The organism is Parabacteroides caecihominis (assembly GCF_023656785.1).
In the GTDB taxonomy this organism is placed as follows: domain Bacteria; phylum Bacteroidota; class Bacteroidia; order Bacteroidales; family Tannerellaceae; genus Parabacteroides; species Parabacteroides segnis.
Genome location: NZ_JAMOKS010000010.1, coordinates 191,522 through 214,478 on the forward strand (window position 1 = coordinate 191,522; position 22,957 = coordinate 214,478).

At 42.2% G+C, this 22,957-nt stretch carries 16 protein-coding genes and 1 tRNA gene; 10 read left to right on the forward strand and 7 right to left on the reverse strand.

All coding sequences use genetic code 11. The annotated features are described in order from the left end of the window. Positions 1–539: 539 nt before the first annotated feature. A tRNA-Arg gene (locus tag NBH14_RS10580) sits at positions 540–612 on the reverse strand. Positions 613–840: 228 nt separating this feature from the next. Between NBH14_RS10580 and asnA the strand changes: the two genes are divergently transcribed. Further along, on the forward strand, positions 841–1,878 hold the full coding sequence (gene asnA, locus NBH14_RS10585) for an aspartate--ammonia ligase (RefSeq protein WP_128132940.1): 1,038 nt from the start codon (positions 841–843) through the stop codon (positions 1,876–1,878). 9 nt (positions 1,879–1,887) lie between these two features. Further along, on the forward strand, positions 1,888–2,550 hold the full coding sequence (locus tag NBH14_RS10590) for a uracil-DNA glycosylase (protein ID WP_128132939.1): 663 nt from the start codon (positions 1,888–1,890) through the stop codon (positions 2,548–2,550). A gap of 73 nt (positions 2,551–2,623) precedes the next feature. Here the strand turns inward: NBH14_RS10590 and NBH14_RS10595 are convergent, their stop codons facing one another. From NBH14_RS10595 to NBH14_RS10605, 3 genes are all read right to left on the reverse strand, one after another. Then, positions 2,624–5,356 carry a putative LPS assembly protein LptD gene (locus tag NBH14_RS10595; protein WP_186959089.1) on the reverse strand — a complete coding sequence of 911 codons (2,733 nt, stop codon included), beginning with the start codon at positions 5,354–5,356 and terminating at the stop codon, positions 2,624–2,626. A 173-nt stretch (positions 5,357–5,529) separates the two neighbouring features. Then, positions 5,530–6,072 (reverse strand): HDIG domain-containing metalloprotein, encoded by a 543-nt coding sequence (locus NBH14_RS10600; RefSeq protein WP_128132965.1) that lies wholly within the window; start codon positions 6,070–6,072, stop codon positions 5,530–5,532. An 85-nt stretch (positions 6,073–6,157) separates the two neighbouring features. Beyond that, positions 6,158–6,340, reverse strand: a complete 183-nt coding sequence (locus NBH14_RS10605; RefSeq protein ID WP_186959128.1) for a hypothetical protein — start codon at positions 6,338–6,340, stop codon at positions 6,158–6,160. Positions 6,341–6,494: 154 nt separating this feature from the next. Here NBH14_RS10605 and NBH14_RS10610 point away from each other — a divergent pair, with 154 nt between their 5' ends. From NBH14_RS10610 to NBH14_RS10620, 3 genes are all read left to right on the forward strand, one after another. Then, a complete protein-coding gene (locus NBH14_RS10610) occupies positions 6,495–7,706 on the forward strand; it encodes an exo-beta-N-acetylmuramidase NamZ family protein (protein WP_186959090.1) in 1,212 nt (403 codons plus the stop codon). A 192-nt stretch (positions 7,707–7,898) separates the two neighbouring features. Then, positions 7,899–10,118 (forward strand): sensor histidine kinase, encoded by a 2,220-nt coding sequence (locus tag NBH14_RS10615; protein ID WP_186959091.1) that lies wholly within the window; start codon positions 7,899–7,901, stop codon positions 10,116–10,118. A gap of 114 nt (positions 10,119–10,232) precedes the next feature. Further along, on the forward strand, positions 10,233–12,917 hold the full coding sequence (locus NBH14_RS10620) for an MG2 domain-containing protein (RefSeq protein ID WP_250817415.1): 2,685 nt from the start codon (positions 10,233–10,235) through the stop codon (positions 12,915–12,917). 69 nt (positions 12,918–12,986) lie between these two features. Here NBH14_RS10620 and NBH14_RS10625 read toward each other — a convergent pair whose 3' ends face one another. Next, on the reverse strand, positions 12,987–13,757 hold the full coding sequence (locus NBH14_RS10625; RefSeq protein WP_186959092.1) for a hypothetical protein: 771 nt from the start codon (positions 13,755–13,757) through the stop codon (positions 12,987–12,989). A gap of 531 nt (positions 13,758–14,288) precedes the next feature. Here NBH14_RS10625 and NBH14_RS10630 point away from each other — a divergent pair. The 5 genes from NBH14_RS10630 (at position 14,289) to NBH14_RS10650 (ending at position 22,022) form a co-directional block, all read left to right on the forward strand. Continuing rightward, positions 14,289–15,056 carry a DUF4469 domain-containing protein gene (locus NBH14_RS10630; RefSeq protein ID WP_186959093.1) on the forward strand — a complete coding sequence of 256 codons (768 nt, stop codon included), beginning with the start codon at positions 14,289–14,291 and terminating at the stop codon, positions 15,054–15,056. A gap of 181 nt (positions 15,057–15,237) precedes the next feature. Then, positions 15,238–18,507, forward strand: coding sequence for a SusC/RagA family TonB-linked outer membrane protein (locus NBH14_RS10635; RefSeq protein WP_186959094.1), 3,270 nt, complete (start codon positions 15,238–15,240; stop codon positions 18,505–18,507). Between the two features lie 23 nt (positions 18,508–18,530). Then, on the forward strand, positions 18,531–20,513 hold the full coding sequence (locus NBH14_RS10640) for a RagB/SusD family nutrient uptake outer membrane protein (protein ID WP_186959095.1): 1,983 nt from the start codon (positions 18,531–18,533) through the stop codon (positions 20,511–20,513). 19 nt (positions 20,514–20,532) lie between these two features. Then, entirely contained in the window at positions 20,533–21,276 is a 744-nt protein-coding gene (locus NBH14_RS10645; protein WP_186959096.1) for a DUF5018-related domain-containing protein, read from the forward strand. Between the two features lie 113 nt (positions 21,277–21,389). Next, positions 21,390–22,022 carry a hypothetical protein gene (locus NBH14_RS10650; RefSeq protein ID WP_186959097.1) on the forward strand — a complete coding sequence of 211 codons (633 nt, stop codon included), beginning with the start codon at positions 21,390–21,392 and terminating at the stop codon, positions 22,020–22,022. Positions 22,023–22,078: 56 nt separating this feature from the next. Here the strand turns inward: NBH14_RS10650 and NBH14_RS10655 are convergent, their stop codons facing one another. Both NBH14_RS10655 and NBH14_RS10660 read right to left on the reverse strand, forming a co-directional pair. Further along, positions 22,079–22,522 carry an META domain-containing protein gene (locus NBH14_RS10655; protein ID WP_186959098.1) on the reverse strand — a complete coding sequence of 148 codons (444 nt, stop codon included), beginning with the start codon at positions 22,520–22,522 and terminating at the stop codon, positions 22,079–22,081. Positions 22,523–22,527: 5 nt separating this feature from the next. After that, positions 22,528–22,953 (reverse strand): META domain-containing protein, encoded by a 426-nt coding sequence (locus tag NBH14_RS10660; RefSeq protein WP_186959099.1) that lies wholly within the window; start codon positions 22,951–22,953, stop codon positions 22,528–22,530. Between the last annotated feature and the right edge of the window lie 4 nt (positions 22,954–22,957).

Sequence of the window (22,957 nt, forward strand, 5' to 3'; positions counted from 1 at the left end):
TTAATGAATAACAGTTGAACACACTTAAACAGCATAAAACATCATTATAAAACATACAAGCAAGAATATAGAACAATCGGACCCGCATCAATCGAAAACATCACAAATATGCCAATTCAAAACCTGCACCTGTTTACCCTGCTACAGAAAATAAAAATGTTGTTCAACATACTTTTTCCACACAAAACAGCTTCTGAAAAAGCCAAAATCAACACTTATTAACAGAAATCTTACTTTAAATAAATCCTCATCTCATTTAAAATGAAAAAAAACTCGTTTTAAACGAACCCCCAAATTATTTAAAACAAACAGAAAAACGCGCATGCCTCAACACCATTGTTAAATTATGTATTCAACACTCTTCTACAACACCGATCCAAAGCAATACGCTCGTCATAAAAAACGGCCAAATAAAACCATTTTACTCTGCAACAGACCAATATCACTTCATTTTGTCAATTATATTATTTTCAAAGAGAAAGTAAACGAGAAGTATTTAAACAAAAAAAGCGACATCATACGACATCGCTTTTTCGTTGTGACCCGGGAGGGATTCAAACCCTCGACCTTCAGAACCGGAATCTGACGCTCTATTCACTAAGCTACCAGGCCAAAGACGGGGCAAAAGTAAATATAATATCGGAGGAAAGCAAATGTATTGAGGATGAGTTTTCACATTCTTTCTTTTTTCTGCCGAAAAACATAACTTCTGATATTTTGCAACTTTCTTTAGTGGATATACTGCCATTTTGCAAATAAAAAGGGCTGCTATATTGCTATTTTGCCATTAATCATTATCTTTGCCACGCATATTTAACAAACACAAAGCACAACAAGTATATGAGCTATCTAATTAAACCTGCGGGATATAAGGCTTTGCTTAACCTGTCTCAAACAGAAATGGGTATCAAAAAAATCAAAGACTTTTTCCAGCAAAACTTATCTTCCGAATTACGCCTGCGTCGTGTCACGGCTCCTTTGTTTGTTCTGAAAGGTATGGGAATCAACGATGACCTGAACGGAACCGAACGGGCTGTTACTTTTCCTATCAAGGACCTGGACGATTCAAAAGCTGAGATTGTCCATTCGCTGGCTAAGTGGAAACGCCTCACTTTAGCAGATTATAATATAGAAGAGGGTTATGGTATTTATACCGATATGAATGCTATCCGTTCGGATGAAGAACTGGGGAACCTGCATTCTTTATACGTTGACCAGTGGGACTGGGAACGTGTTATGAGCCCAAAAGAACGCAATATTGAATTTCTGAAAGAGATTGTGCGCCGTATCTACGCCGCTATGGTACGTACGGAATATCTGGTCTACGAAATGTTCCCGCAGATAAGGCCGTCTCTCCCCCAGCAGATTCATTTCATACATTCCGAGGATTTATTACAAAAATATCCTACCTTTACACCGAAAGAACGGGAAGACGCTATTGCCAAGGAATACGGAGCCGTATTCATCATCGGCATCGGATGCCAACTGAGCAATGGACAGAAACATGACGGACGTGCTCCGGACTACGACGACTGGTCGACTGTCGCTGAAAACGGACAGGTCGGACTAAACGGCGACCTGCTTGTCTGGGACGACGTACTGAACCGCTCGATGGAACTATCCTCTATGGGTATCCGTGTGGATAAAGAAGCACTGCTACGCCAGCTAAAGGCTTGTAATGCGGAAGAAAAGAAAGAACTATACTTCCACAAACGCCTCTTGAGCGGCGAACTGCCCCAAAGCATCGGCGGCGGTATCGGACAAAGCCGTTTGTGTATGTTTTATCTGCGCAAAGCTCATATCGGAGAAATCCAGGCAAGCATCTGGCCGGAAGAAATGCGTCAGGAAGCCCGTGCTGCCGGAATGCTATTAATTTAACTTTCAATTATGGACGTAAAGATCGAACAAAGCTGGAAAGAACGGTTAGCCCCCGAATTTGAAAAAGATTATTTCAAAGAGTTAATCAACTTCGTAAAACAGGAATACAGTCACGGAGCAGTCTATCCTCCGGGACCATACATCTTTAATGCTTTCGAGCATTGTCCTTTTGATAAAGTAAAAGTAGTCATACTGGGACAAGATCCTTACCACGAACCGGGACAGGCTCACGGGCTTTGTTTCTCTGTTCAGGACGGGACTCCTTATCCTCCATCCCTGATCAATATCTTTAAAGAGATAGAAAGCGACCTGGGTACGCCTATGCCTAAAAGCGGTAATCTGCTGCGTTGGGCAGACCAGGGTGTTTTATTGTTGAATGCAACACTGACGGTCCGTGCACATCAGGCCGGTTCACACCAGAACCGGGGATGGGAGGCATTTACGGATGCGGTTATCCACAAACTGGCAGAAGAGCGCAGCCACATTGTTTATATCCTGTGGGGTTCATATGCACAGCGCAAAGGTGCTTTTATCGATGCTTCGCGTAATATGATACTCAAATCAGCGCATCCTTCCCCCCTCTCCGCCTACCGCGGATTCTTCGGGAACAAGCATTTCAGTAAGACAAACGATTATTTGATAGCCACAGGGCAGACTCCTATAGAATGGTAAGATACCAGGATAAAGAAAGGGCGGTGAAAATAAATTCATCGCCCTTTCTTTATGTCTTTTCTTTCCTATGAGATCAATACCAGTCCTGACCTGAACGAACGCTGCTGCTCTGGTTATACTTCAAGTCTTTCAGCAGGGAAGAACTTACTGCTACAGAGAATGTGTACGACTTATATCCTCCCACCGGAACGATACTTGCCGACATCTGGAAACAGTGCAGGTTACGGGTTATATTACAGGTCATAAACGAAATCTTTTTGTTCTCGACATCGTAAGTGGCATTGAAGTTAAAACTCCAGTTCTTTGTCGGCTGGATATTTCCGTTAAAGCTCAGTGCATGTGTCAGCTTATATTTATATTCCAGCTTATTCGGATCGAAATCGCCATAACGCAACTGCATACTGTAATTGAAAGAAAGGCTCCAGGGGATTTTCGAGATCAAATAACCATCTGAATCATATTCTCCGGTATCTTTCTTCTTGCCACGCAAACGGCCGCCTTCCTGAGTTCCTTCCGCATCCGCATTCTCACCATCCGCATTCTCGGCTGTCAGATTTTCCAATTCGCCGTCTCCTGCATTCTCTTCCGGGATATTACTATCCGTTTTACCTCCGAACCACTTCTTGAACGTATCGTTGTTGAAAGTATAGGAGAAGCTGGTTCCTGTTGAACGCAGACGTCCGATACCTTTGCCGGCTTTCCAACGGGGGATATCCAATCTTATCGGCTTCCCGTTTTTATCCGCACCATAGGTATAAGTATCGAATTGTCCGTTCAGATTCAATGTATAACTCTTTGAGAACTTCAGACGCAATCCGACAGAGAGGTCACTCCATTTGAAAGAGTCCGCCGCCATATTATAACTCATCCCCAAGGATAACTTATCGATCAGGCTGATCTTTTTAAAGCCGGTAGTATCTTTATCCGACTTAATTTTCATTTCCAGGTTATTATCCAGAGAGAAGTTCAAACTTCCCTGTTTTCCGCTTGGGATAGAACCATTGTGGGAAAAAGGAGAATAAACATAATCGATAGGATCGCCATTCGCATCTATATACTGATAATGATCATAGAAACCAAAGATGCTACCGCCAAAGTCAGGCGCGGCACTAATGCTGACAGAAGGCTCGAAACGATGGCGGATCATCTCCACTTTATCTCCCAGGAAAGGAAGCGGCTTGTAAAAACCATACAACGTAGTCGAAGCTGATAACGACGCACTGTAGTTATAAATACGATAGAATCCGTAAGTAGTATCACGGTTTACCAAAGTATTCAGGTGCGGATCGAACTGCTTGGTGATCTTACTGGTATACCAGCTTTCCTTGTAATTGAAAGACGGAGATATATTGATATACTTGAATGCTGTAAATGTGGCACTGACCGGAATGCTATGATCCATCGAGTTCTTCCAGTCCTTTATGATATTCGACTTAAACAACTGATTTTCCTTCGTTGTGATGCTATTCTTGAAATATCCCGAATAACTCATGGAGATCTTTTCATACCACCGTTCCTTTCCCACCGGATTCTTACGCTTGAACGGGAATATACGGCTCAGCGTAATAGTCAGGTCAGGCAATGTCACGGAAATCATGGAATCTTTGGAATTCTGGTTCACGTTCATGGTTGCCGAAAGCGTCAACGGATTGTTCGGGAAACGCTGCGTGATATTGATACTGGAACCTTTTGTATTGTTTGTCGTATTCGGGTTATAAATACCCATCGCGCTGTTACGGTCGAAACTGGAAGTCGCAAAATTGACGCTGGCAGAAAAAGTCCGGTACGGATTCGCTTTCGGGTCCTGGCTATGCGTCCAGTTCAACCGGAAGTCTTTCGACAGACTATAGTCGTCGAGCCCCTTATCACCATACTTGCTGACCTGGTAAGCCGCATTGAAATTACCCGAAAAAAGATATCTCTTTTTATAGGAAGACTGTGCCTGAAGCCCCCAGGAACCTTTCGTATAGATCTCACCGGTCACCGCCAGATCGACATAATCGCTCAGTGCAAAGTAATATCCTCCGTCGCGCAGACCAAATCCCCTCTGAGAGTCATCAGTATAGGTCGGCATGATCACACCGGAAGAATAAGTACTGGAAAACGGGAAGAAGCAGAAAGGCAGACCGATAGGATATAACGGTACATCCTCGATCACCATATAGACCGGACCGGTCACGATATTCTTTTTAGGACGGACCTTCGCCTTGGTCATCTGGATATAAAAGTGAGGGTGATCATGCTCGTCGCAGGTGGTATATTTACCGCCCACCATATTCAGGACATCGTCGTCCATTTTCTTTGTACGGCCGGCAGTTACGAATCCCTCTCCCTGTTGGGTGATCACATCGGTAATATACCCTTTCTTGGTATTGAAGTTATAACGCATCGTTTTCGATTCGTACTCCTGATCACCATCCTTAAACAACGGGTAACCGAACTCTTCACCGATAGAGTCGAGACCGAACTTGGCAAACACCAGGCTGCTGTCCAGGCTCATCTCTATATTTTCAGCCTGTAATCCGATCTGTTGATATTTTACATCACTTTCGCCATAGAGATACGCCCAGTTGCCGGCAGTCATTACCATAGAGTCTTTCGCCTGGTAAACAACCGGTGCATCGAGACCGACCTTATTGTTCTTGGTAGAGTCGGATACAAGGACTGTACTATCAGTGGCTGCCAGCGCTATCGTATCCCCATTGACTGGCAATACGGTATCACGCGGGGCAACCAGCTCCTGCGAATACATCATCAAAGCCCCTGCGAGAAAATATAAAAGGATAAATAAGCCTCTGTGTCTCATTAATTAAGTTGACAGTTGACAGTTGACAACTGATAATTGAAGATTGAAAATTGAAAATTGAAAATTAAGATTATCCTAATTGCCAATCGCCAACTGTCAACTGTCAACTGTCAACTGTCAACTGAATCGTTACAGCGTGCAAATGTATAATAAATTAATGAGCCCTATAGCTTTTATTCCCCTAAAAAGAGTTTACACCAGTTATCAAAACGTATTACAGTATCTTCTCCGTACTTTGAAAGGCCCTGTTTTACCTTCTCAACGGACTTTTCCTTATCCAGTTTTGTCTTGCTGTAAAACTTATCGGCAAAACAGATCAGCTGTTCTTCCAGTGAAACCGGCACCATTACACGTGAAGGAAGCGGAAGATGCCGTTCCTCTATCATTTCACGGGTTATACCGGTTCCGGTATGCCGTTCACAAACCAATGCGTGGCGGGGAAAGCCTTCTTTACGCATCAGGTCGGCTCCCAGATAGCCGTGACAGATGTATTCGGCATCTCCAAAACAGCCGATCTCCGGAGCATTACACAGGAAAATACCTATATCATGCAGCATGGCGGCTTCTTCAATGAACGGAATGTCCAGATTCATTTCCGGATGCATCCGGGCCAGACTCAATGCTTTGTCGGCGACACTCCGGCTATGGGTAACCAATATATGATAAGCATCCGATTCTGCCGGATAATATTTTGAGATAATATCAATAGGATTCATTTTATCCATACCTTGTTTTAAGTTAATCCGGTTGCGAAGATACAGATATTTTATATTGGCTATCCATTATCCGGCCGATAAAATACTATCCCCTGCTGCCGAGGCTATTCAGGTCGGGATTGATTTCCTTAACGGCTTCTTTCACCTCTTTCTTTGTCACTTTACCGCCTGTTGCTACCTGCTGCACCGGATACCGATCTTCTTTGTGATCTAACACTAACGCTTCGGTTTTCGCTTTTTCTTTGATTTTTGGAAGTTTTGTTGTCATATCATTATTCTTTTTGTTTATATTAATTCAACACGAAATCAAGTATGATGGTTCAAGGCAAACATGTTAAATAGAAACACATTTAATCCATTCATAGCTTTAAAGAGACGAACATTTGCTACTTTTGCAAGCAATAAACAGTAGGAAACGGATTATGAAAACAGTTTTCAGGCTTACACTTTGGTTTATCGGCATATTGCTCATGCCCGTATTACAAGCCGCAACAACTCAAGGACCTTTGGTTTTAGGTGCCGAGCGTATGGATGTGATTACCCGCTTGCTGAAAGACAAACAAGTGGGACTGGTTATCAACCAGACTTCTATTCTGGAAAAACAACAGAAACATTTACTGGATGCCCTGGTTGAAAAAGGCATTCAAGTGAAAAAGGTTTTTGCACCCGAACATGGTTTCCGGGGAACAGCCGATGCCGGGGAAGAAGTAAAAGACAGCCGTGACCTGAAAACCGGCATTCCCATCGTATCCATTTACGGTAAAAACAAAAAGCCGACAGCCGAACAGCTAAACGGACTGGACGTTATCGTATTCGACATTCAGGATGTGGGAGCCCGTTTCTATACGTATATAAGTACCATGCATTATGTAATGGAAGCATGTGCGGAAAACGGTGTCGAGTTTATCGTACTCGACCGTCCGAATCCCAATGATTTTGTGGACGGCCCGATCCGTCAGAAAGGTTTTGAATCGTTTGTCGGTGTCGATCCGATCCCATTATTGCACGGCCTGACGGTTGGCGAACTGGCCTGGATGATCAACAGTGAAGGCTGGCTGAAAAGCTCTCCGGACAGTTGCAAACTGCATATCGTTAAAATGGAAAACTGGAAACATGGCGATCCGTACTGGTTGCCGGTCAAGCCTTCGCCTAACCTGCCAAACGACCAGTCGATCCGCCTATATCCGTCGTTATGCTTCTTCGAGGCAACCAACGTCAGTGTCGGACGCGGTACTTACTATCCGTTCCAGGTGATCGGATACCCGGACCGGAAATACGGCGATTTCGCATTCACTCCCGTTTCATTACCGGGTTTCGATACGAATCCTTTGCAAAAAGACAAGGAATGCTACGGTATCGACCTCCGGGAATATCCTTTCGAGGGAGGATTAACACTGCGCTTTTTCCTGGATTTCTATAATAAGGCGGGAAACGAACAGGCTTTCTTTTTCTCCCGTCCGCAATGGTTCGACCTGCTGGCCGGCACCAAAGAACTCCGTTACCAGATTGTCAGAGGACTGACAGAGGAGGAAATACGTGAAAGCTGGCAACCGGAACTGGACAAGTATAAACAAATGCGAAAAAAGTATTTATTATACCCGGATTATCCACAAAAAACAATAAAGAATCGATAACCGTTGATTTTGCTAGTCTTTTAATTATCTTTGTTCCCTCATAACATAGTATTAATATAAACAGTGTTATCTCTGGTAATTGTCGGATATAACACTGTTTGTTGTAATAGGAAAATAACTACAAGGGTAATAACAGGATACAATTCTTTGGAACGCTTTGGGCACATATTGCTATTATTTCTTCTGATTTCTTTGGGAACAGGAAGAAATATGGAGGCTGCTACCAGCAATACTCCATATAAAGTACTTATTCTCCAGTCCTATACGGAGGATCTTATCACTTACTCCCAATTCGGCGACATGATTGCCGGGAAACTGGAGAAAAAGAATATTCAAACAAATATCAAAACATTCTATCTGGATTGCGAGCGTTATAATGAAAAGGAAGAGAATGAGCGGATGTTCCATTATTTAGACTCGATCCAGAGTTGGGATCCCGATATTATCCTGTCAAACGACGATCAGGCCACTTACACATTGATGGCATGCAACCATCCGCTGGGGAAAACCAAGCGGGTCATTTTTTCAGGAGTAAACTTCCCGAACTGGGATTTACTGGAACAGTATCCGAACTTCACCGGATTTTGGGACAAGCCTAATTACCTGAAAACGATTGAACTTATAGAAAAATTATATGGCCCTTCCAAGATACTGTTCTTCAAAAATGCCCGTTTCATGAGCCGGGAATCGTTCAGAACCATTCAGGAAGAGGTAAAAGGGACAGGCAGAGCATTGCGGATCGGTCTGTATCACCAAAAAAGAAATGAATACCCCGAAGATCTTCTACCGGGTGAACCCGATAAATCAGTTTTATACACTACTGAAACAGCATACCTTTCCGCCAAAGGCTTGCTCTCGATTTTCCAGAACAAACCATACACAGCATGTTTGCAAATCATCCTCGATTTTGATGTACTAACTATAGGCCGCCTGGCCAATGTTCCCAATTTCACAGTTATCAATAATGGGTTTAACGATGATAAAGGTATTACCGGTGGATATTTTACCACCCTTGATATACAAACGGACATTGTAGCTGAAAGAACGGCCGAGATTCTGAATGGTGCCCTGACAACAGATTATACCATCACTGAAAGCCCGAAAATATATGCTTTCGACTGGAATGAAATGGTACGTTTTAATCTCAGTAGAAATGATTTGCCGGAGGACAGCGTTATCTATAACCTCCCGTTCTACGAGCGTTATCATAAGGCAATGATCATCACATGTGCTCTATTCCTGTTACTGATCATATACGTCATCTCACAATTGACCCTGATGTATAGAAGGGAGTTCAAACGTAAGAAACAGATACAAATCAATCTGTTCAAAGAGAAACGGTTCCTGAGACTGGCGCTGGAGGGCGGAAATACATATGCCTGGAAGTTGGAAAACGAATTATTCATTTTTGAAAATGACTTCTTTACGGCAAATCAAATGGCTCCCCGGAAAATATCTCTTGCCGAACTGTTGTCTATCACGCATCCCGATGACCAGGGACACCTGCGCAGCCATATTCAGGATATCTATTCCGGAATCTGGGAAGAAACGACGATACAATGCCGTTTCAATTTCAACGGGAAAGGTTATTGCTGGTGGGAACTTCGTTACAACCAGGGAGAAGACAAAACGGATCCGGAACAGACAGTTATAGGCTTATGTCTGAATATCCAGGCATTTAAAGAAAAAGAAGAAAGACTGAAGGTGCTACAGGAAAAAGCGGAAGAAGCCAATAAAATGAAATCTGCTTTCCTGGCTAATATGAGTCATGAGATACGGACTCCTTTGAACGCCATCGTTGGCTTTTCGAATCTGTTGCAAGAAGACGACGACATCACCGCAGAGGAAAAAGAGTTGTTTAAAGATACGATCAATAAAAACTGCAACCTGCTATTGAAACTGATCAATGATATCCTGGAATTGTCGCGCATTGAATCCGGCCGGATGACATTCAGCTTTGAGACATGCAGGTTAAGCGAGCTGGTCGATGAAGTCTACCAGACCCATCACCTGCTCATACCTCCCCATATTCAGTTTATCAAGGATATGCCTCCGTTGAATATCGACGTCCACGTCGACCGTTTCAGGTTTACCCAGGTGATCACGAACTTTATCAACAATGCAGTCAAGTTCACCAGGAAAGGATATATCAAACTGGGATATGAATACAAAGAAAAAGAGGGATATGTTTATATTTATGTAGAAGATACCGGTATCGGAATCGCCAAAGAGGCCCTCGAAAAAGTATTCGAACGCTTCTACAAACAGGATGAATTTGCCCAAGGAACAGGGTTGGGCCTTGCTATCTGCAAAACAATTGCCGAACGCCTGGACGGGGATATCCTGATCTCCTCTGAAGAGGGCAAGGGCAGCCGGTTCACATTAAAGATACCGGCTCGTACTTCCAGGTAATCATCGTATTTTACATATCCTCCCAAACCTTACCGGCAAGAAACTGCAAGATATTCATTGGCAGAAACATTTTACTGATAATAATTGTATACATTTACAGCCAAACTTACGACCATGATCAAAAGTACATTTTCCATAATAACAGCATTCTTCATTGTAACACAGTCTGTTGCTCAAAACAATCATCCCGACACGATCAGCAACAGGATATGGCAACAAACCTGCCTGTTCCCCAATGAAAAGATACATTTGCATACCGACAGATCAGTATACGCCGGAGGCGATACCATCTGGTTCAAAGCCTATCTGGTTAATGCGCTCGACAACAAACAAGAAACAGCCAGCCGATATATCTATTCGGAACTGCTCGATCCTTTCGGAAAAAATGTCCGTAGAGTAAAGATCAAACAGGATAAAAACGCTCAATTCTACGGTTACTTGCCGATAGACGATGAAATACCGGCCGGGCAGTATACAGTAAGAGCCTATACCCGTTACATGGAAAATGCCGGAGAGGAGTTCTTCTTTCATAAACCTATACACATCGTGTCGCCTCTCAGCAAATCACTCTCCACCGAAATTTCTTTCGAAGGAGAGCCGGGGCAAAAGCAGATCAAAGGTACAATCAAATTAACCGACAACGCGACCCAGGAAACTATCCCTCTGGAAACAATTAACCTGTACGACGAAAAAGACAAAATAAAATACTGGACGAAAGACAAACTAGTAAAGTTCAAACTGTCACCAGCTGAATGCAAACACAGAACTATCAAACTGGAAGCAGCAAACTACCAGCAATTCCTGCCGGTCTCGCTCCCTGCTAACGACTATCAGGTCGACTTCCTACCCGAAGGCGGTAACCTGCTGGCCGGAGTCTTATCGAAGATGGCCTTCAAGGCGCTGAATACGACCGGTTTTTCCGAAGAGATAACCGGTAACGTCAAAGACGAGACGGGGAAAACTGTTTGTTCTTTTCAAACAACCCACGCCGGCATGGGTACTTTCAACTGGATACCGGAAGCCGGCAAAAAGTATTATGCAGAGTGTCTCTCCAAAGCTGGCGTTGAAAAACGGTTCGAACTGCCTGTTGCCGAAACAAACACCTGCACGCTGAATGTGCAGGAAAGCGGGTACGAATACCATATATCCATCCTCTATCCAAACGGAGTCGCCACTGACGAAACACAGACTTTGCTCATCCATCAACGAGGCTTCCCGCTGTTAGTACAACCTTTCCGGCAAACCCATCGGATCAGTATCGAGAAGAAAGCGCTCTCGCCTGGTATTATACAATTGTTATTACTCTCTTCGCAAGGTCAAATAATCAGCGAACGCCAAGTATTCGTTCAATCCGAAAAACAGGCCACAGCCCATATACAGACTGATAAGGAAGCATATACCCAGAGGGAAAAAGTACGTCTGGATATCACATTACAGGACGAGGAAGGCAAACCCGTACAAGGCAACTTCTCCCTCTCCGTTACCGACAATGCCGATATCCTGCCTGATTCCTCCTATACCATATACACCTCTCTCCTGCTCTCTTCCGATTTGAAAGGGTATATCGAAGACCCGGGATGGTACTTCCGAGGTGATAATAACGCACGTAAAGAAGAACTGGACCTGTTGATGCTGACACAAGGATGGCGAAAATATAATGTAGAAAATGCATTGACAGCCGACTACAAACGGCCGTCTATCCTCCCGGAAACCGGCCAACAAATTACCGGCTCCGTTAAACGCCTGGTCGGCAACAAAGCGATTGCCAATGCCAAAATACAAATCCATATCCCCACAGAAAGGGTCTTGGAAGAAATTCGCGCCGGAGAAGACGGCAGGTTCAAGTTCGATTCTTTCGAATTCCCGGACAGCACGGTCTACAACATACAGGCAACTACCCCTAAAAATGGAAAGAATGTGCTGCTGTCGCTCGACACGGTAGCCTTCCCGAAAGCCGATCAAATATGGCCCATCCATTCTTATATTTTCCAATGCACAGCAAACAACATCTATTCCGACCTTCCGGCATCAGTTGAATTTTTGGACAAGACAAACAGAAGAATGACATACGAAAACGGCGTGCGTAATATATTCTTGGAAGATGTTGTGGTAACAGCCAGAAAAAAAGTATATAAGACGCCTTATGAAAGGATACCCAGTATCATTACCATCAGAGAAGAGGATTTGAAAAACACGCCGATGCAAGATCTTCCTACATTCCTAAACTCTAGATTACCGGGTGTTAATTTTGACATTGCCGGTATGGCAAACGGAAGGGCCATTATATATTCCGGAAATAAGAGCAAGGACCTGGAACCTAGAGGAATAAGAATCATTTTAAATGGTTTCCCTATTAACGATCAGGAATTAGCTCTACTCACATTACAAAATTTACGTATACAAGACATTGCACAAATTGATTACAACAGGCACGAAACGGATGGACTAGCTTGGTTTCCAATGACCGGAGCACATTTTATTGCCATTACATTAAAAGATGGAGTAGAATCGTACGATTATATACCCAAAAACATCCGGCAGATACAACTGTTAGGTCATCAGAAACCAGCAACTTTCTATTCTCCAAAATATGAGACTCCACAACAGAAAAACAGTGAAACACCTGATTTGCGTACTACTATCTACTGGAATCCCAATTTTCAAACCAATAGACGAGGGGAAACATTTGTCGAGTTTTATACGGCAGATGGAGATAGTCCTTATTCGGTAGTCATAGAAGGGATTACTCAAAAAGGCAGGCTTATACGCTCCGAGAAAGAGATGATAGTCAGAGAATAGTTATTATTATGGTAAACAAAAAGTAGTCGATAAATCTTTCTATTTTATCGACTACTTTTTTCTTTTCTACTATATTCCTGTTGTAATAATAGGAGGCCAAGATCCATCTCCAACCTCTTGTGTCTCAAGCCTAGTATAACCGTCTTTTATATTAACAGAGCCAGTTATCATAAAATGTTCATGACTAATTGAAGTAAAGCCAGAAAGCGAACCAGTCCAATTCCAATACGTTGTTTGGTTTGCCCATATCGTAAGAGCAACACTATCACTACTCCAACTGCATTCATAATATGCAGTTGAATATAGTACTAGTTTTCTACAAGAACCACATTCTATACCTTCTTTACTCCAAATATTAGATTCAGAACTAGTACCACCAAAAGCATAAATTATATTACCCCTTTCATCCAAATCATAAAAAACTTTTATCGGAACCTGATTACAAGTATTTGCTGAACAATATCCATAAGTTGCATACACTATTGTAGATCCACCAGATGCAGCCTTCGTTGTAAGTTTCGAAGCAAACGGCAATAAAAATGCATACTGATTTCCAACCAACACTATTTCAATCTCCCGTTCCTCCTTCCTTGGATAGCCAGAGTACTTGTGCAAATCTTCTTGGAAACTCTTTATCTCTACCTCCGTCAACGGAGTTGTTCTATCCCCTTCCTCCACTTTCGGAGATACATGCCAGCCAGAACTCGCCGCTACTTTTTTTAATTGATTGATATTTATCTCATTCTGATTAACAACTTGATCCAACACAGAATCACTTTCTTTTGTACAGCCAACTAAAGCTGAAACAATTAATATGAAATATAAAAAGATTGATTTCATAAGTATAAATGTATTAGAATATAAAATAAAGATATATACTGAGAGGCGTTAAAACAGGCTACATCTTCCCACCTATTTTCTTAGATGCAGCCTGCTATAGGGAATTTTCTATTACAACTAAAGCGATTCATAATATATATTCTAAAACTCTTCAATCAAGAACTCCGCAAACATATAAAAAAAATCACAACGCACACAACATTATTTATATAAATAAACACAACGCAATATTTTACCCAATAAAAAACAATCCTACAAGACTCTTTGAATAATTTGCATTATAAAACAAAACAACCTTAGTCCTTGGAGAACTAAGGTTGTTTTATCTCGCAAAAGTATGGATTAATTTTAAATAACAATAATATTTATTTGAAATATGGTTTTTTTAACTAAACCAATTAACACTTCATCTCTATAAGTACATGCAAATTCATATCAAACTTCATTTTTGGACCTTCAATCCACTTCGAAAGCAAATAAAAACCATAAAAGTACTTAGTTCTCCAAGAACTAATTAAAACTAATATCAATATGGCAGCTACAGAACCCAAAATGCGCAGTATTACAGGAAAATTAACTCCTAACGAGTTGACTGAACGCGAAGACGATTTCACTTGCAATGTGATTTACCAAGCAAAACGTACTATTAAAGACCTTTGCCAGCTAACATCTGCAAACAGTAAATTCACTGCTTCTGAATTAGAGAGTGCCTACAATGATTTGAAAGAACAAGCAAAAATCGAACTTTACAATGCCTCTACAGTTGAATTTGGCTTCGTTACAAACTCCTTGGGTGTCGATGGTCCGTTTATCGGTCCGGATGCAAAATTCGACCCGGCGAAAAACAATGTAGTTCTTCGTAGCGTACCCTTGGTTGAAATGAAAAAAGATCTGGGAAATATCACCGTAATCATTTCCGGCACAGCCGAAGGATTACCCGTCATAACAACCGTTACAGACGTGGCGACAGGAAGTGAAAACAACCAGATCACTCCGGGCGGTGGCTTGAACGGCAAAGGAAACCGCGTGAAAATCGCTGGTGAAGAAGGCAAGGATGTTGGTTTCTATTTCGTTTCTACAACAAACGATACAGAAACGAAAGTTCCGGTTGCTTCGCTATTACGCAACGATCCATCCTATTTCTCTTTTATCATTCCGCCTTTGGCTGCCGGTACTTACTATCTGGAAATAGCAACTCAAACCAGCGGAAATGCTAAGATTTTATTAAATGAACCCCGTCGTAACCGTTTCCCTTACATACTGACAGTCGGAGGAAGCGACAGACCGGAAATTGAATAATTCTTTTTCCGGTGATCGGAACAGTGCTTTTCCGATAGTAGGAACAGTACTCTTCCGATGACAGGAAGAACGCTTTTCCGATAGTAGGAACAGTACTGTTCCGACGAATGGAAAAAACCAAAACAACATCAGAGAGTTTTTTTACCTATTACATATTAATATTAAACTAAAAACGCACATTATGCTAAAAAACTTCAAACCGATTGGTTTAATGCTGTTTGCAGGCATATTATGTTCTCCTGAGAGCATAAAAGCCGACACTACACCCATTAGACCGAGTGTGAACATTTCCCAGCAAAACGGGAAAGTGACAGGAACTGTAGAAGATGAATTCGGTCCCGTAACCGGAGCTTCAGTGATTGTGAAAGGAACCACAAACGGTATTATTACCGACCTCGACGGTAAATTCACTTTAGAGGGTGTCAAACAAGGAAGTATCATCCAGATATCTTTCATCGGTTATACTACGCAGGAAATCAAGTACACCGGCCAACCTTCCATTAACGTTAAGTTAGCAGAAGATTCACAAGCGTTGGACGAAGTGGTAGTAACCGGATTTAGCGGTGCCCAGAAAACCAAGACATTGACAGCCGCCGCCGTTAATGTAAAGATGGAATCGATAGCCAGACTACCTGTAACATCCGTCAGTGACGGTTTGGGAGGCCGTGTTGCCGGTATCATCTCGCAAGCACGTTCAGGTGCCCCTGGTGAGACTGCCAAGATTTGGATCCGTGGTGGCAGCAAGATTCTGTATGTAGTCGACGACGTAGTGATGGAAACTGACCAGGGTGAAGTATTCTTCAATCGTCTGCGTCCTGAAGATATTTCTTCTATGACTATTTTGAAAGATGCATCGGCAACAGCCGTATATGGTCCGCGCGCCAGTGACGGTGTAGTTGTGGTAACAACAAAAAGAGGGGTGGAAGGCTCTCTGGACATCACTGTTAACCAGAAATTCACACTCATGACTCCCTCCTACAGACCTAAATCAATGGATTCATGGGACTATGTAAATATGAAGAATGAATTGTATGCAGCTAATATGGAAGAAAATCCGGCATACAACACAACACAAATGTCTAAGTATTACATGGGGCATCTGAGCCAGCAAGGGTATGGTCGTCAGGAAATCACCGATATGGTCAATCAAAAATACAATATGGGATACTCATTGCAGGACGTAAACGACCTGTTCAATCCATTTGTAACCCAAGGCGGTGATATAAATAACTACTACACCTATCAGGACCCATGGGACTGGTTCGATAATACACAGCCAATGACACAAACAAACATTAGTGTACGCGGCGGTGGCGAACGAGTTAGATACTATTCCAGTTTGGGATATTTGAACCAATCCGGTATCAGCGAAACATATAACTACGAACAGTACAACGCTATCGTCAATACGGAAGCTTTTTTGCTTAAAGATAAAAGCCTGAGATTCACAATGAATCTAAACGGGATCATGGCAAAAAAGAAACAACCGGCCGGTGGTGACGGTATTTTCAACTCTGTCCTGATCGAAGGAGATGAAATTCATTCAATACCAAGAAACTGGACCACAGGTTTAGAAAGAGCCGGAGGTTTGGATTCCAGATTGCGCACAGGTTTCAACAATACTGACGACTATCGTCTGCAAGCCAGTATGGGATTAAAATGGAATTTGCCTTGGGTGGAAGGTTTATCTGCCAGTGCAACTCTCAACTTCAACCATAGTTATTCAATGAACAAAACGTTCAACCATCCGGAAGAAGGAGTATATGCCAATCCATACGCAACCCAAGAAAACAATTTCAACCCGGACGATGCTAATTTATCACAAACCTGGAATAATTACTCATTGACAACCGGTGTTTTCCAGGTTGATTACAATCGCTCTTTCGGCAAACATAATCTATCTGCCATGGCCAACTACCAAAGCCAGGTAAGAAATACCAACAGCACAATGGCTAAAAAATATGGATACCCAACGACTTTCTATCCGCAAATAGACGGCGGATCAAGTATGAAAGAGATGAGTGGTACAGAAGGGCAATGGGGGTCTGCTAGCTGGGTTGGACGTGTTTCATATGATTACGACAGCAAATATTTGTTGCAATTAAGCGCAAACTATAATGGTTCTTTATGTTACCACCCGGACAAACGCTGGGGATTTTTCTATGCAGTATCAGGTGGTTGGGTACTGACAGAAGAAAGCTTTATCAAAGATCTCATCAACACGGATTACATCAATATGTTCAAGATCCGTGCCGGCTATGGCGTTGTAGGTAATGAACTTTCAAAATCATTCAGTTATATGAATCAGTACGGATTGGCAAAAACAATCCTAACCGGAGAAAACATGAGTGCAAGTTCTGCCTGGAAAGAAAGTAACGTATCCAGCAATCTGACCTGGGGTGAATCGCAACAGATCAGTGGCGGAGTTGACTTCGGATTTTTCAAAGATCGGTTAAGCGGTTCATTCGATACTTATTTGTATCTGAACAAAGGTGACGAAATGGATATGAACCCTAAACTGACTTACACTCCTGTCTTGGGTCTACCCAATACCCCGAAAATGAATGCCCCTTACGTGACCACACATAAAGGAGGTGTCGAATTCGCATTAAACTGGAATGACCAGATCGGCGATTTCACCTATAAAATCGGAGGTAACTTTACCTATTGGGATGAAATAACGGTAAGACACACCAAGGAAGAGACTGAATATTATTACCCGAACCTAACGAATTTGGGTAAAAGAGGCCAGGTGAAAACTTATACTCAAGCTTGGCAAACAGACGGTCTGTTCACATCTTATGAAGATATGTATAACTCATACCTGCATTTCACTCGTAACCATACTCTTGGAACATTCAAAATGCAAGATGTCAACGGCGACGGTGTATTGAATGGCGGTGACCAGGTTTGGGATGAAAGAGGTGGCGAAGTTCCGCAAACTCTGTATGGTATCACACTTGGCTTGGGTTGGAAAGATTTCAGCTTTGAAATCTTCCTGCAAGGAGCTACCGACGTGACCGGTGACGTAGTTTCACCTGCCCGTTCACAACAGGATTACTATTGGAAATATGCTAAATATCTGTGGCAGGAATCTTACACACCAAGCAACCCGATCACAAACAAATTACCGTTGCCGACCAATTCTACTTATGGCTGGGGATATAGTTTTGTCGATTCCTGGGTATATGACGCTTCTTACCTGAAGATCAAAAATATCAGCATTAGTTACGATTTGAAACGAAGAGTACTTAAAAATGTAAGCTACATCAAAGGTTTACAACTGAACTTTATTGCTAACAATGTACATACTTGGGTAAAGAAAAGCAACCCGTTCAAGGACTTAACGGATCCTGAATACCTGCCGGCCAACTCGATCTGGGGCGGAAACAAGTTCGGTAGCTATCCTACCCAACGATCTTTCACACTCAGTGCTACATTAACATTGTAATCACAACAGACAAAATAAGAAATATGAAGAAAATAAATATATTCGCGTTACTCGCAGCCGTATGTTTCTCGAGTTGCGATCCATTAGGAATCGAACCGACCACCAGCGTTTTCGAAGACCAGTTCTGGGAAAACCCACAGTTGTCCCGTTCCTTTGTCAATCAATTTTACTTGTGGGCACCTGCTGGTGCCAACGATGCTTTCAGATCAGAACAATGGTCCGACAACGCAGTTGGTAATGTTGACCGTGATCAGAATACATTTCGTCAATATGATTTTAACAACAGACGATATGATGAGTTAAACGGCGTTACTGGTCTGACTGGAGCTCCCTGGGAAGACGGCTATAAAAATATCCGCCAGGTTAACCTTGCCATTGAGCGAATCCCTAGTGTTCCGAATATGACGGAAGAAGTAAGAGATCAGCTACTGGCAGAAAGTTATGCCTTCAGAGCTCAGTTTTATTTTGACATGGAAAGGTACTGGGGAGGATTACCTATCATTACAAACTCCATGACCATATTTGATGAAACAATGCTTGCGCAAAATACCCGTGAAGAAGTCTTCGACCAAATTTTGGCCGATTATGACAAATCATTGGAATACTTTGGCAAAACAACAGGCAAACCGGCATTAGGCCTGATCAATGCAGATGCTGTTCAAGTGTTGAAATCGCGTGCTGCCCTGACTGCTGCCTGTGCTGCGGAAGCGTCATCTAAAGGTTTGTATGATAAGTTAGCTGGTTCGGCCGAAAGCAAAGCACTCTACAAGTTTAGCAAAGATGCGACTCAGTATTATCAGATTGCTTATAATGCTGCCAAGTCTGTTATCGGTAAGTATTCATTAGACCCTGATTACCGGAATTTGTTCAATGGAGCAACAGGCCATACCTCTGTCGAGTCTATTTGGCCGATGATGTTCAATGAATCTAACAGATCCGGATTTAACCCGGCTAATTATGCACATCCAGGAGGCAGAATGTATGGAGCAACAACCGATCATAGTCCGGACTGGGGTGGTAGCAATGGCGGCGCTTATCCCACCCAAGAGTTGGTTGACTGTTATTATCAAAAAGATAAAGCTACCGGTAAATGGATGCAGTGGTGGAAAACACAGCAAGCTAAAGAGATAGGCGTTGAAGCCGGTGCTAACGGTGCTTTAAAAGCAACAACGAAAGATTATCAGTTGATGTATACCGACAGAGATAAACGTTTCTATACGACAGTACTTTACGATGGCTCTTATTATGCAGATAAAAAAGGAGTAGAAAAATGTCTGGTAGGCGTATGGATTGATTATTCGGTACCGACAAAAACTGAAAAATACAGTGCATTGCATACAACGTTCAGATCCACAGAAAAACTGGAAGTCGGAGGACGCGGACAGTCGACTATGACCGGATATTATGCAGCAAAATATGTTCCTGGAAAATTTAAGGAAGACGGAACCTTGGAGGCAAAACAAACATCCATTTCATTCTTCATGGTACGTTACGCCGAAGCATTACTGAACATGGCTGAAGCTGCATACAAACTGGGAGGAAAAGAAAGTGAAGTAGTAGATGCCATCAACCAGATCCGCAATCGTGCCGGTTTGGATAACTTCGATGCTTCTGTCGTAGGTCATAATTTATGGGAAGAATACCAACTGCAACGCCGTATTGAATTTGCATTCGAAGTACCGTCTCACCGCTATTTCGATTTGCTCAGATGGGGTGAGTCAGAAGGTAAAACTGTAATCGAAGAATTGAACAAGCCTTCTTCAGGTATGTTTATTTTCCGCAAAGGTATTGAAAGTGAAAAAGTGGAAGATAGCGGTTATCCGGCACCGGAAACTGATCCCCAATATTTCACTCCGTATTTCGAAGTGCGTCCGATAGATAACACATACTATGAACGCAGATTCAACGATGCTGTGTTCTATAAACTTCCTTATCAAAAAACGACTTTGGAAAGTGACAAGAACCTGGTTCAGAACCCGGGTTGGGAAAACAGAAGTTATCAATAACATTTAAACAGAAATAAATATGAAATTCAAAAATATATTAGTCGCAGCAGTATGTTGCCTGACAGCTTTATCCGGTTGTCAAAGCGGATTAGTCTACGATGAAGTACCCGAATCCATTTATACAAATGTAAATTTGGGATCTGGTCTGGCTAAAGTTCGTGTCCGTGAACTGTTTACAAACAAGATCTGGCAAGTAAACCATAACGACGGAAAAGGTCAGTGGCTGGAAAACTGGCTTGCACAAACGCTTATCAGCGAAAGTTTCCAGAGCGGTTACGATTACACCAATAATACCGGAGCGGATGTAACTATTTTAGGTAAAGTAGTAAAACCGGGAGAAACCATGTTTGTACAAAACACCTTGGAAATCGTAGACGATAGTTCTGCCCCTGACGGGAAAAAGTACATTGCCCATATCTTTTCTCCTGCGAACGTGATGTACACAACACCAAACAAAGGGCATCTGTTTGTAGCATCTGCTTTTGATGGTGATAATTTACACCCCGTATTCGTCGAAGAAGTTGAAACAGGCAAATATCGTTCTGCTATCGTACCGGTAAGACAAGATGCATTGGTCGTAGAACTTATTCTGGAAGATATGTATGCAGCCCGAGTTGAACCTGTAAATGGTGCACCTACCCTGGGTACTCCCGGAGATTTCACAAAGCCACAGCAGTATATGGTTATTAATACAACTTTCAGACCGGAAGGTGCTCCGGAAACAAGACGGTTGTATGAAATCCAGGTTCAGTTACTGAAATAAGAACGATAATTCCTTATCTTTTGTATTAGTAGAGTTTCACGACTCTACTAATACTATTATTTACGAGAATCCTATTACTACAACATTCATTCACCCCACAAATAAATCAGAATATGAAATACATTCTAATTCTTTTATTTACTTGTTTCGAATTATTCAATGTTTATTCGCAGGAAGATAATACTCCTTATCTTTTTTCGGAATTTACAAAAGGATATGTGTATTACAAAGACGGAAGAACATTCCATGTACCACTCAACTACAATTTGTTTAATAGAAAATTTTTCTTCATCGATAATGATAATATAAAGAAAGAGTTTTCCGATCCTGATAAGGTCAAATCTCTTAAAATAGGAGAAAGAATATTTCTACCGGTCTCAAACAAAGAAACAGCAGAATTAATACAATCAGAACCTAAAATACTTGTTCAATACAGCGGAACGAGAAAGGTCAAAAAAAATCTGACATACGGTGGAAAAACAGAAACAGCCTCTGTTGATAGTTATAGTAACCTCATATATGGTTCGGGAGATAACGAATCAAATACTTTCTTAGACAAGATCAAGTATAAATTCTACATTGAAAAAGGCAAACGGCTAAAGGGTTTCTCTACCGAAAAACAATTCCTTAAAATATTCTCTAACCACAAAGAGCAGCTCAAACAATATATTGATGGTAATAAGATAGATTTTGAGACTATTGGCGAAGTCAAAAAATTATGCAACTACGCTCTATCTTTGAACTGAAAAGAGGTGGCCTCCTTCAACAGGGCCACCTCTTCAATTGTGTAATGTTTGTATTATTATTTCTTTTCGATAACCATCAGCTTTCCATTATCGGTCCCGTAAAAAGCAATCGTATTCACGGGCTTTACATTTCCTTCCGCTTCGAAACGAACGACTTTGTTCAGAGCTTCCAGAAACTCCTGCTCGCCTTTCAGATCAGGACACGCCATACGCGTTGTGGCGACTTGCGGAAATTTAATGATGTTCTTCCGGGCTTCCGAATATTCGATATTACCGTTCATCCGGTTACAACCGGCATTCCCCGACAAATGGTTACGGGCTACATCAATGACAATAAGCTGTTTGCTGTCTGCCGGATCAAGTTTCTTACCGTTCAGTTCCACTACACTCCATTCGCCATTCAGGTCTGAATAGGAAGCCACCACGGCTTTTTGTGATTTACAGGAAGCAAATACGGCTATCCCCACAACTGCCAGGCAGAGATATAAATACTTCTTCATACGGTTTAATTTTTAGATAAAACAAGCAATACGTTGCCGTCCTGGTCCACCAGAGTCATTTCGCTTTCAGAATTACCGGCTTTAACCGCTTTCACATCACCCATCGCTTTCATTATCGCATCTTCCGTTGCCATATCCGGACAAGCCATCATTGTAGCAGCACCCGGTGCAATAGTGATCGAAGAAACATCGTTGGCATCTAATGTAATGGTTGTATTGAACATATTACAACCGGCATTACCATGCAATTTATTCTGAGCCATATCGAATTCCATATAGGGCAGTCCTTCTTTCAGAATCTTCTCGCCTTTTACTTCCACCACATTCCATTTACCTTCCAGTTTCTTTGCGTCTGTTTTGGCTTCAGAACAAGAAATCATCATCCCAAGTACCATCGGGAGCATCAATACATAAAAAATCACTCTTTTCATAATC

What these genes read in the sequence shown, in the direction of transcription:
- NBH14_RS10645 (WP_186959096.1), top strand. Translation starts at nt 20,533, where the DNA reads ATGAAATTCAAAAATATATTAGTCGCAGCAGTATGTTGCCTGACAGCT.
- NBH14_RS10655 (WP_186959098.1), bottom strand. Translation starts at nt 22,522, where the DNA reads ATGAAGAAGTATTTATATCTCTGCCTGGCAGTTGTGGGGATAGCCGTA.
- NBH14_RS10630 (WP_186959093.1), top strand. Translation starts at nt 14,289, where the DNA reads ATGGCAGCTACAGAACCCAAAATGCGCAGTATTACAGGAAAATTAACT.
- NBH14_RS10650 (WP_186959097.1), top strand. Translation starts at nt 21,390, where the DNA reads ATGAAATACATTCTAATTCTTTTATTTACTTGTTTCGAATTATTCAAT.
- NBH14_RS10600 (WP_128132965.1), bottom strand. Translation starts at nt 6,072, where the DNA reads ATGAATCCTATTGATATTATCTCAAAATATTATCCGGCAGAATCGGAT.
- NBH14_RS10590 (WP_128132939.1), top strand. Translation starts at nt 1,888, where the DNA reads ATGGACGTAAAGATCGAACAAAGCTGGAAAGAACGGTTAGCCCCCGAA.
- NBH14_RS10640 (WP_186959095.1), top strand. Translation starts at nt 18,531, where the DNA reads ATGAAGAAAATAAATATATTCGCGTTACTCGCAGCCGTATGTTTCTCG.
- NBH14_RS10595 (WP_186959089.1), bottom strand. Translation starts at nt 5,356, where the DNA reads ATGAGACACAGAGGCTTATTTATCCTTTTATATTTTCTCGCAGGGGCT.
- NBH14_RS10660 (WP_186959099.1), bottom strand. Translation starts at nt 22,953, where the DNA reads ATGAAAAGAGTGATTTTTTATGTATTGATGCTCCCGATGGTACTTGGG.
- NBH14_RS10620 (WP_250817415.1), top strand. Translation starts at nt 10,233, where the DNA reads ATGATCAAAAGTACATTTTCCATAATAACAGCATTCTTCATTGTAACA.
- NBH14_RS10635 (WP_186959094.1), top strand. Translation starts at nt 15,238, where the DNA reads ATGCTAAAAAACTTCAAACCGATTGGTTTAATGCTGTTTGCAGGCATA.
- NBH14_RS10625 (WP_186959092.1), bottom strand. Translation starts at nt 13,757, where the DNA reads ATGAAATCAATCTTTTTATATTTCATATTAATTGTTTCAGCTTTAGTT.
- NBH14_RS10605 (WP_186959128.1), bottom strand. Translation starts at nt 6,340, where the DNA reads ATGACAACAAAACTTCCAAAAATCAAAGAAAAAGCGAAAACCGAAGCG.
- asnA (WP_128132940.1), top strand. Translation starts at nt 841, where the DNA reads ATGAGCTATCTAATTAAACCTGCGGGATATAAGGCTTTGCTTAACCTG.
- NBH14_RS10610 (WP_186959090.1), top strand. Translation starts at nt 6,495, where the DNA reads ATGAAAACAGTTTTCAGGCTTACACTTTGGTTTATCGGCATATTGCTC.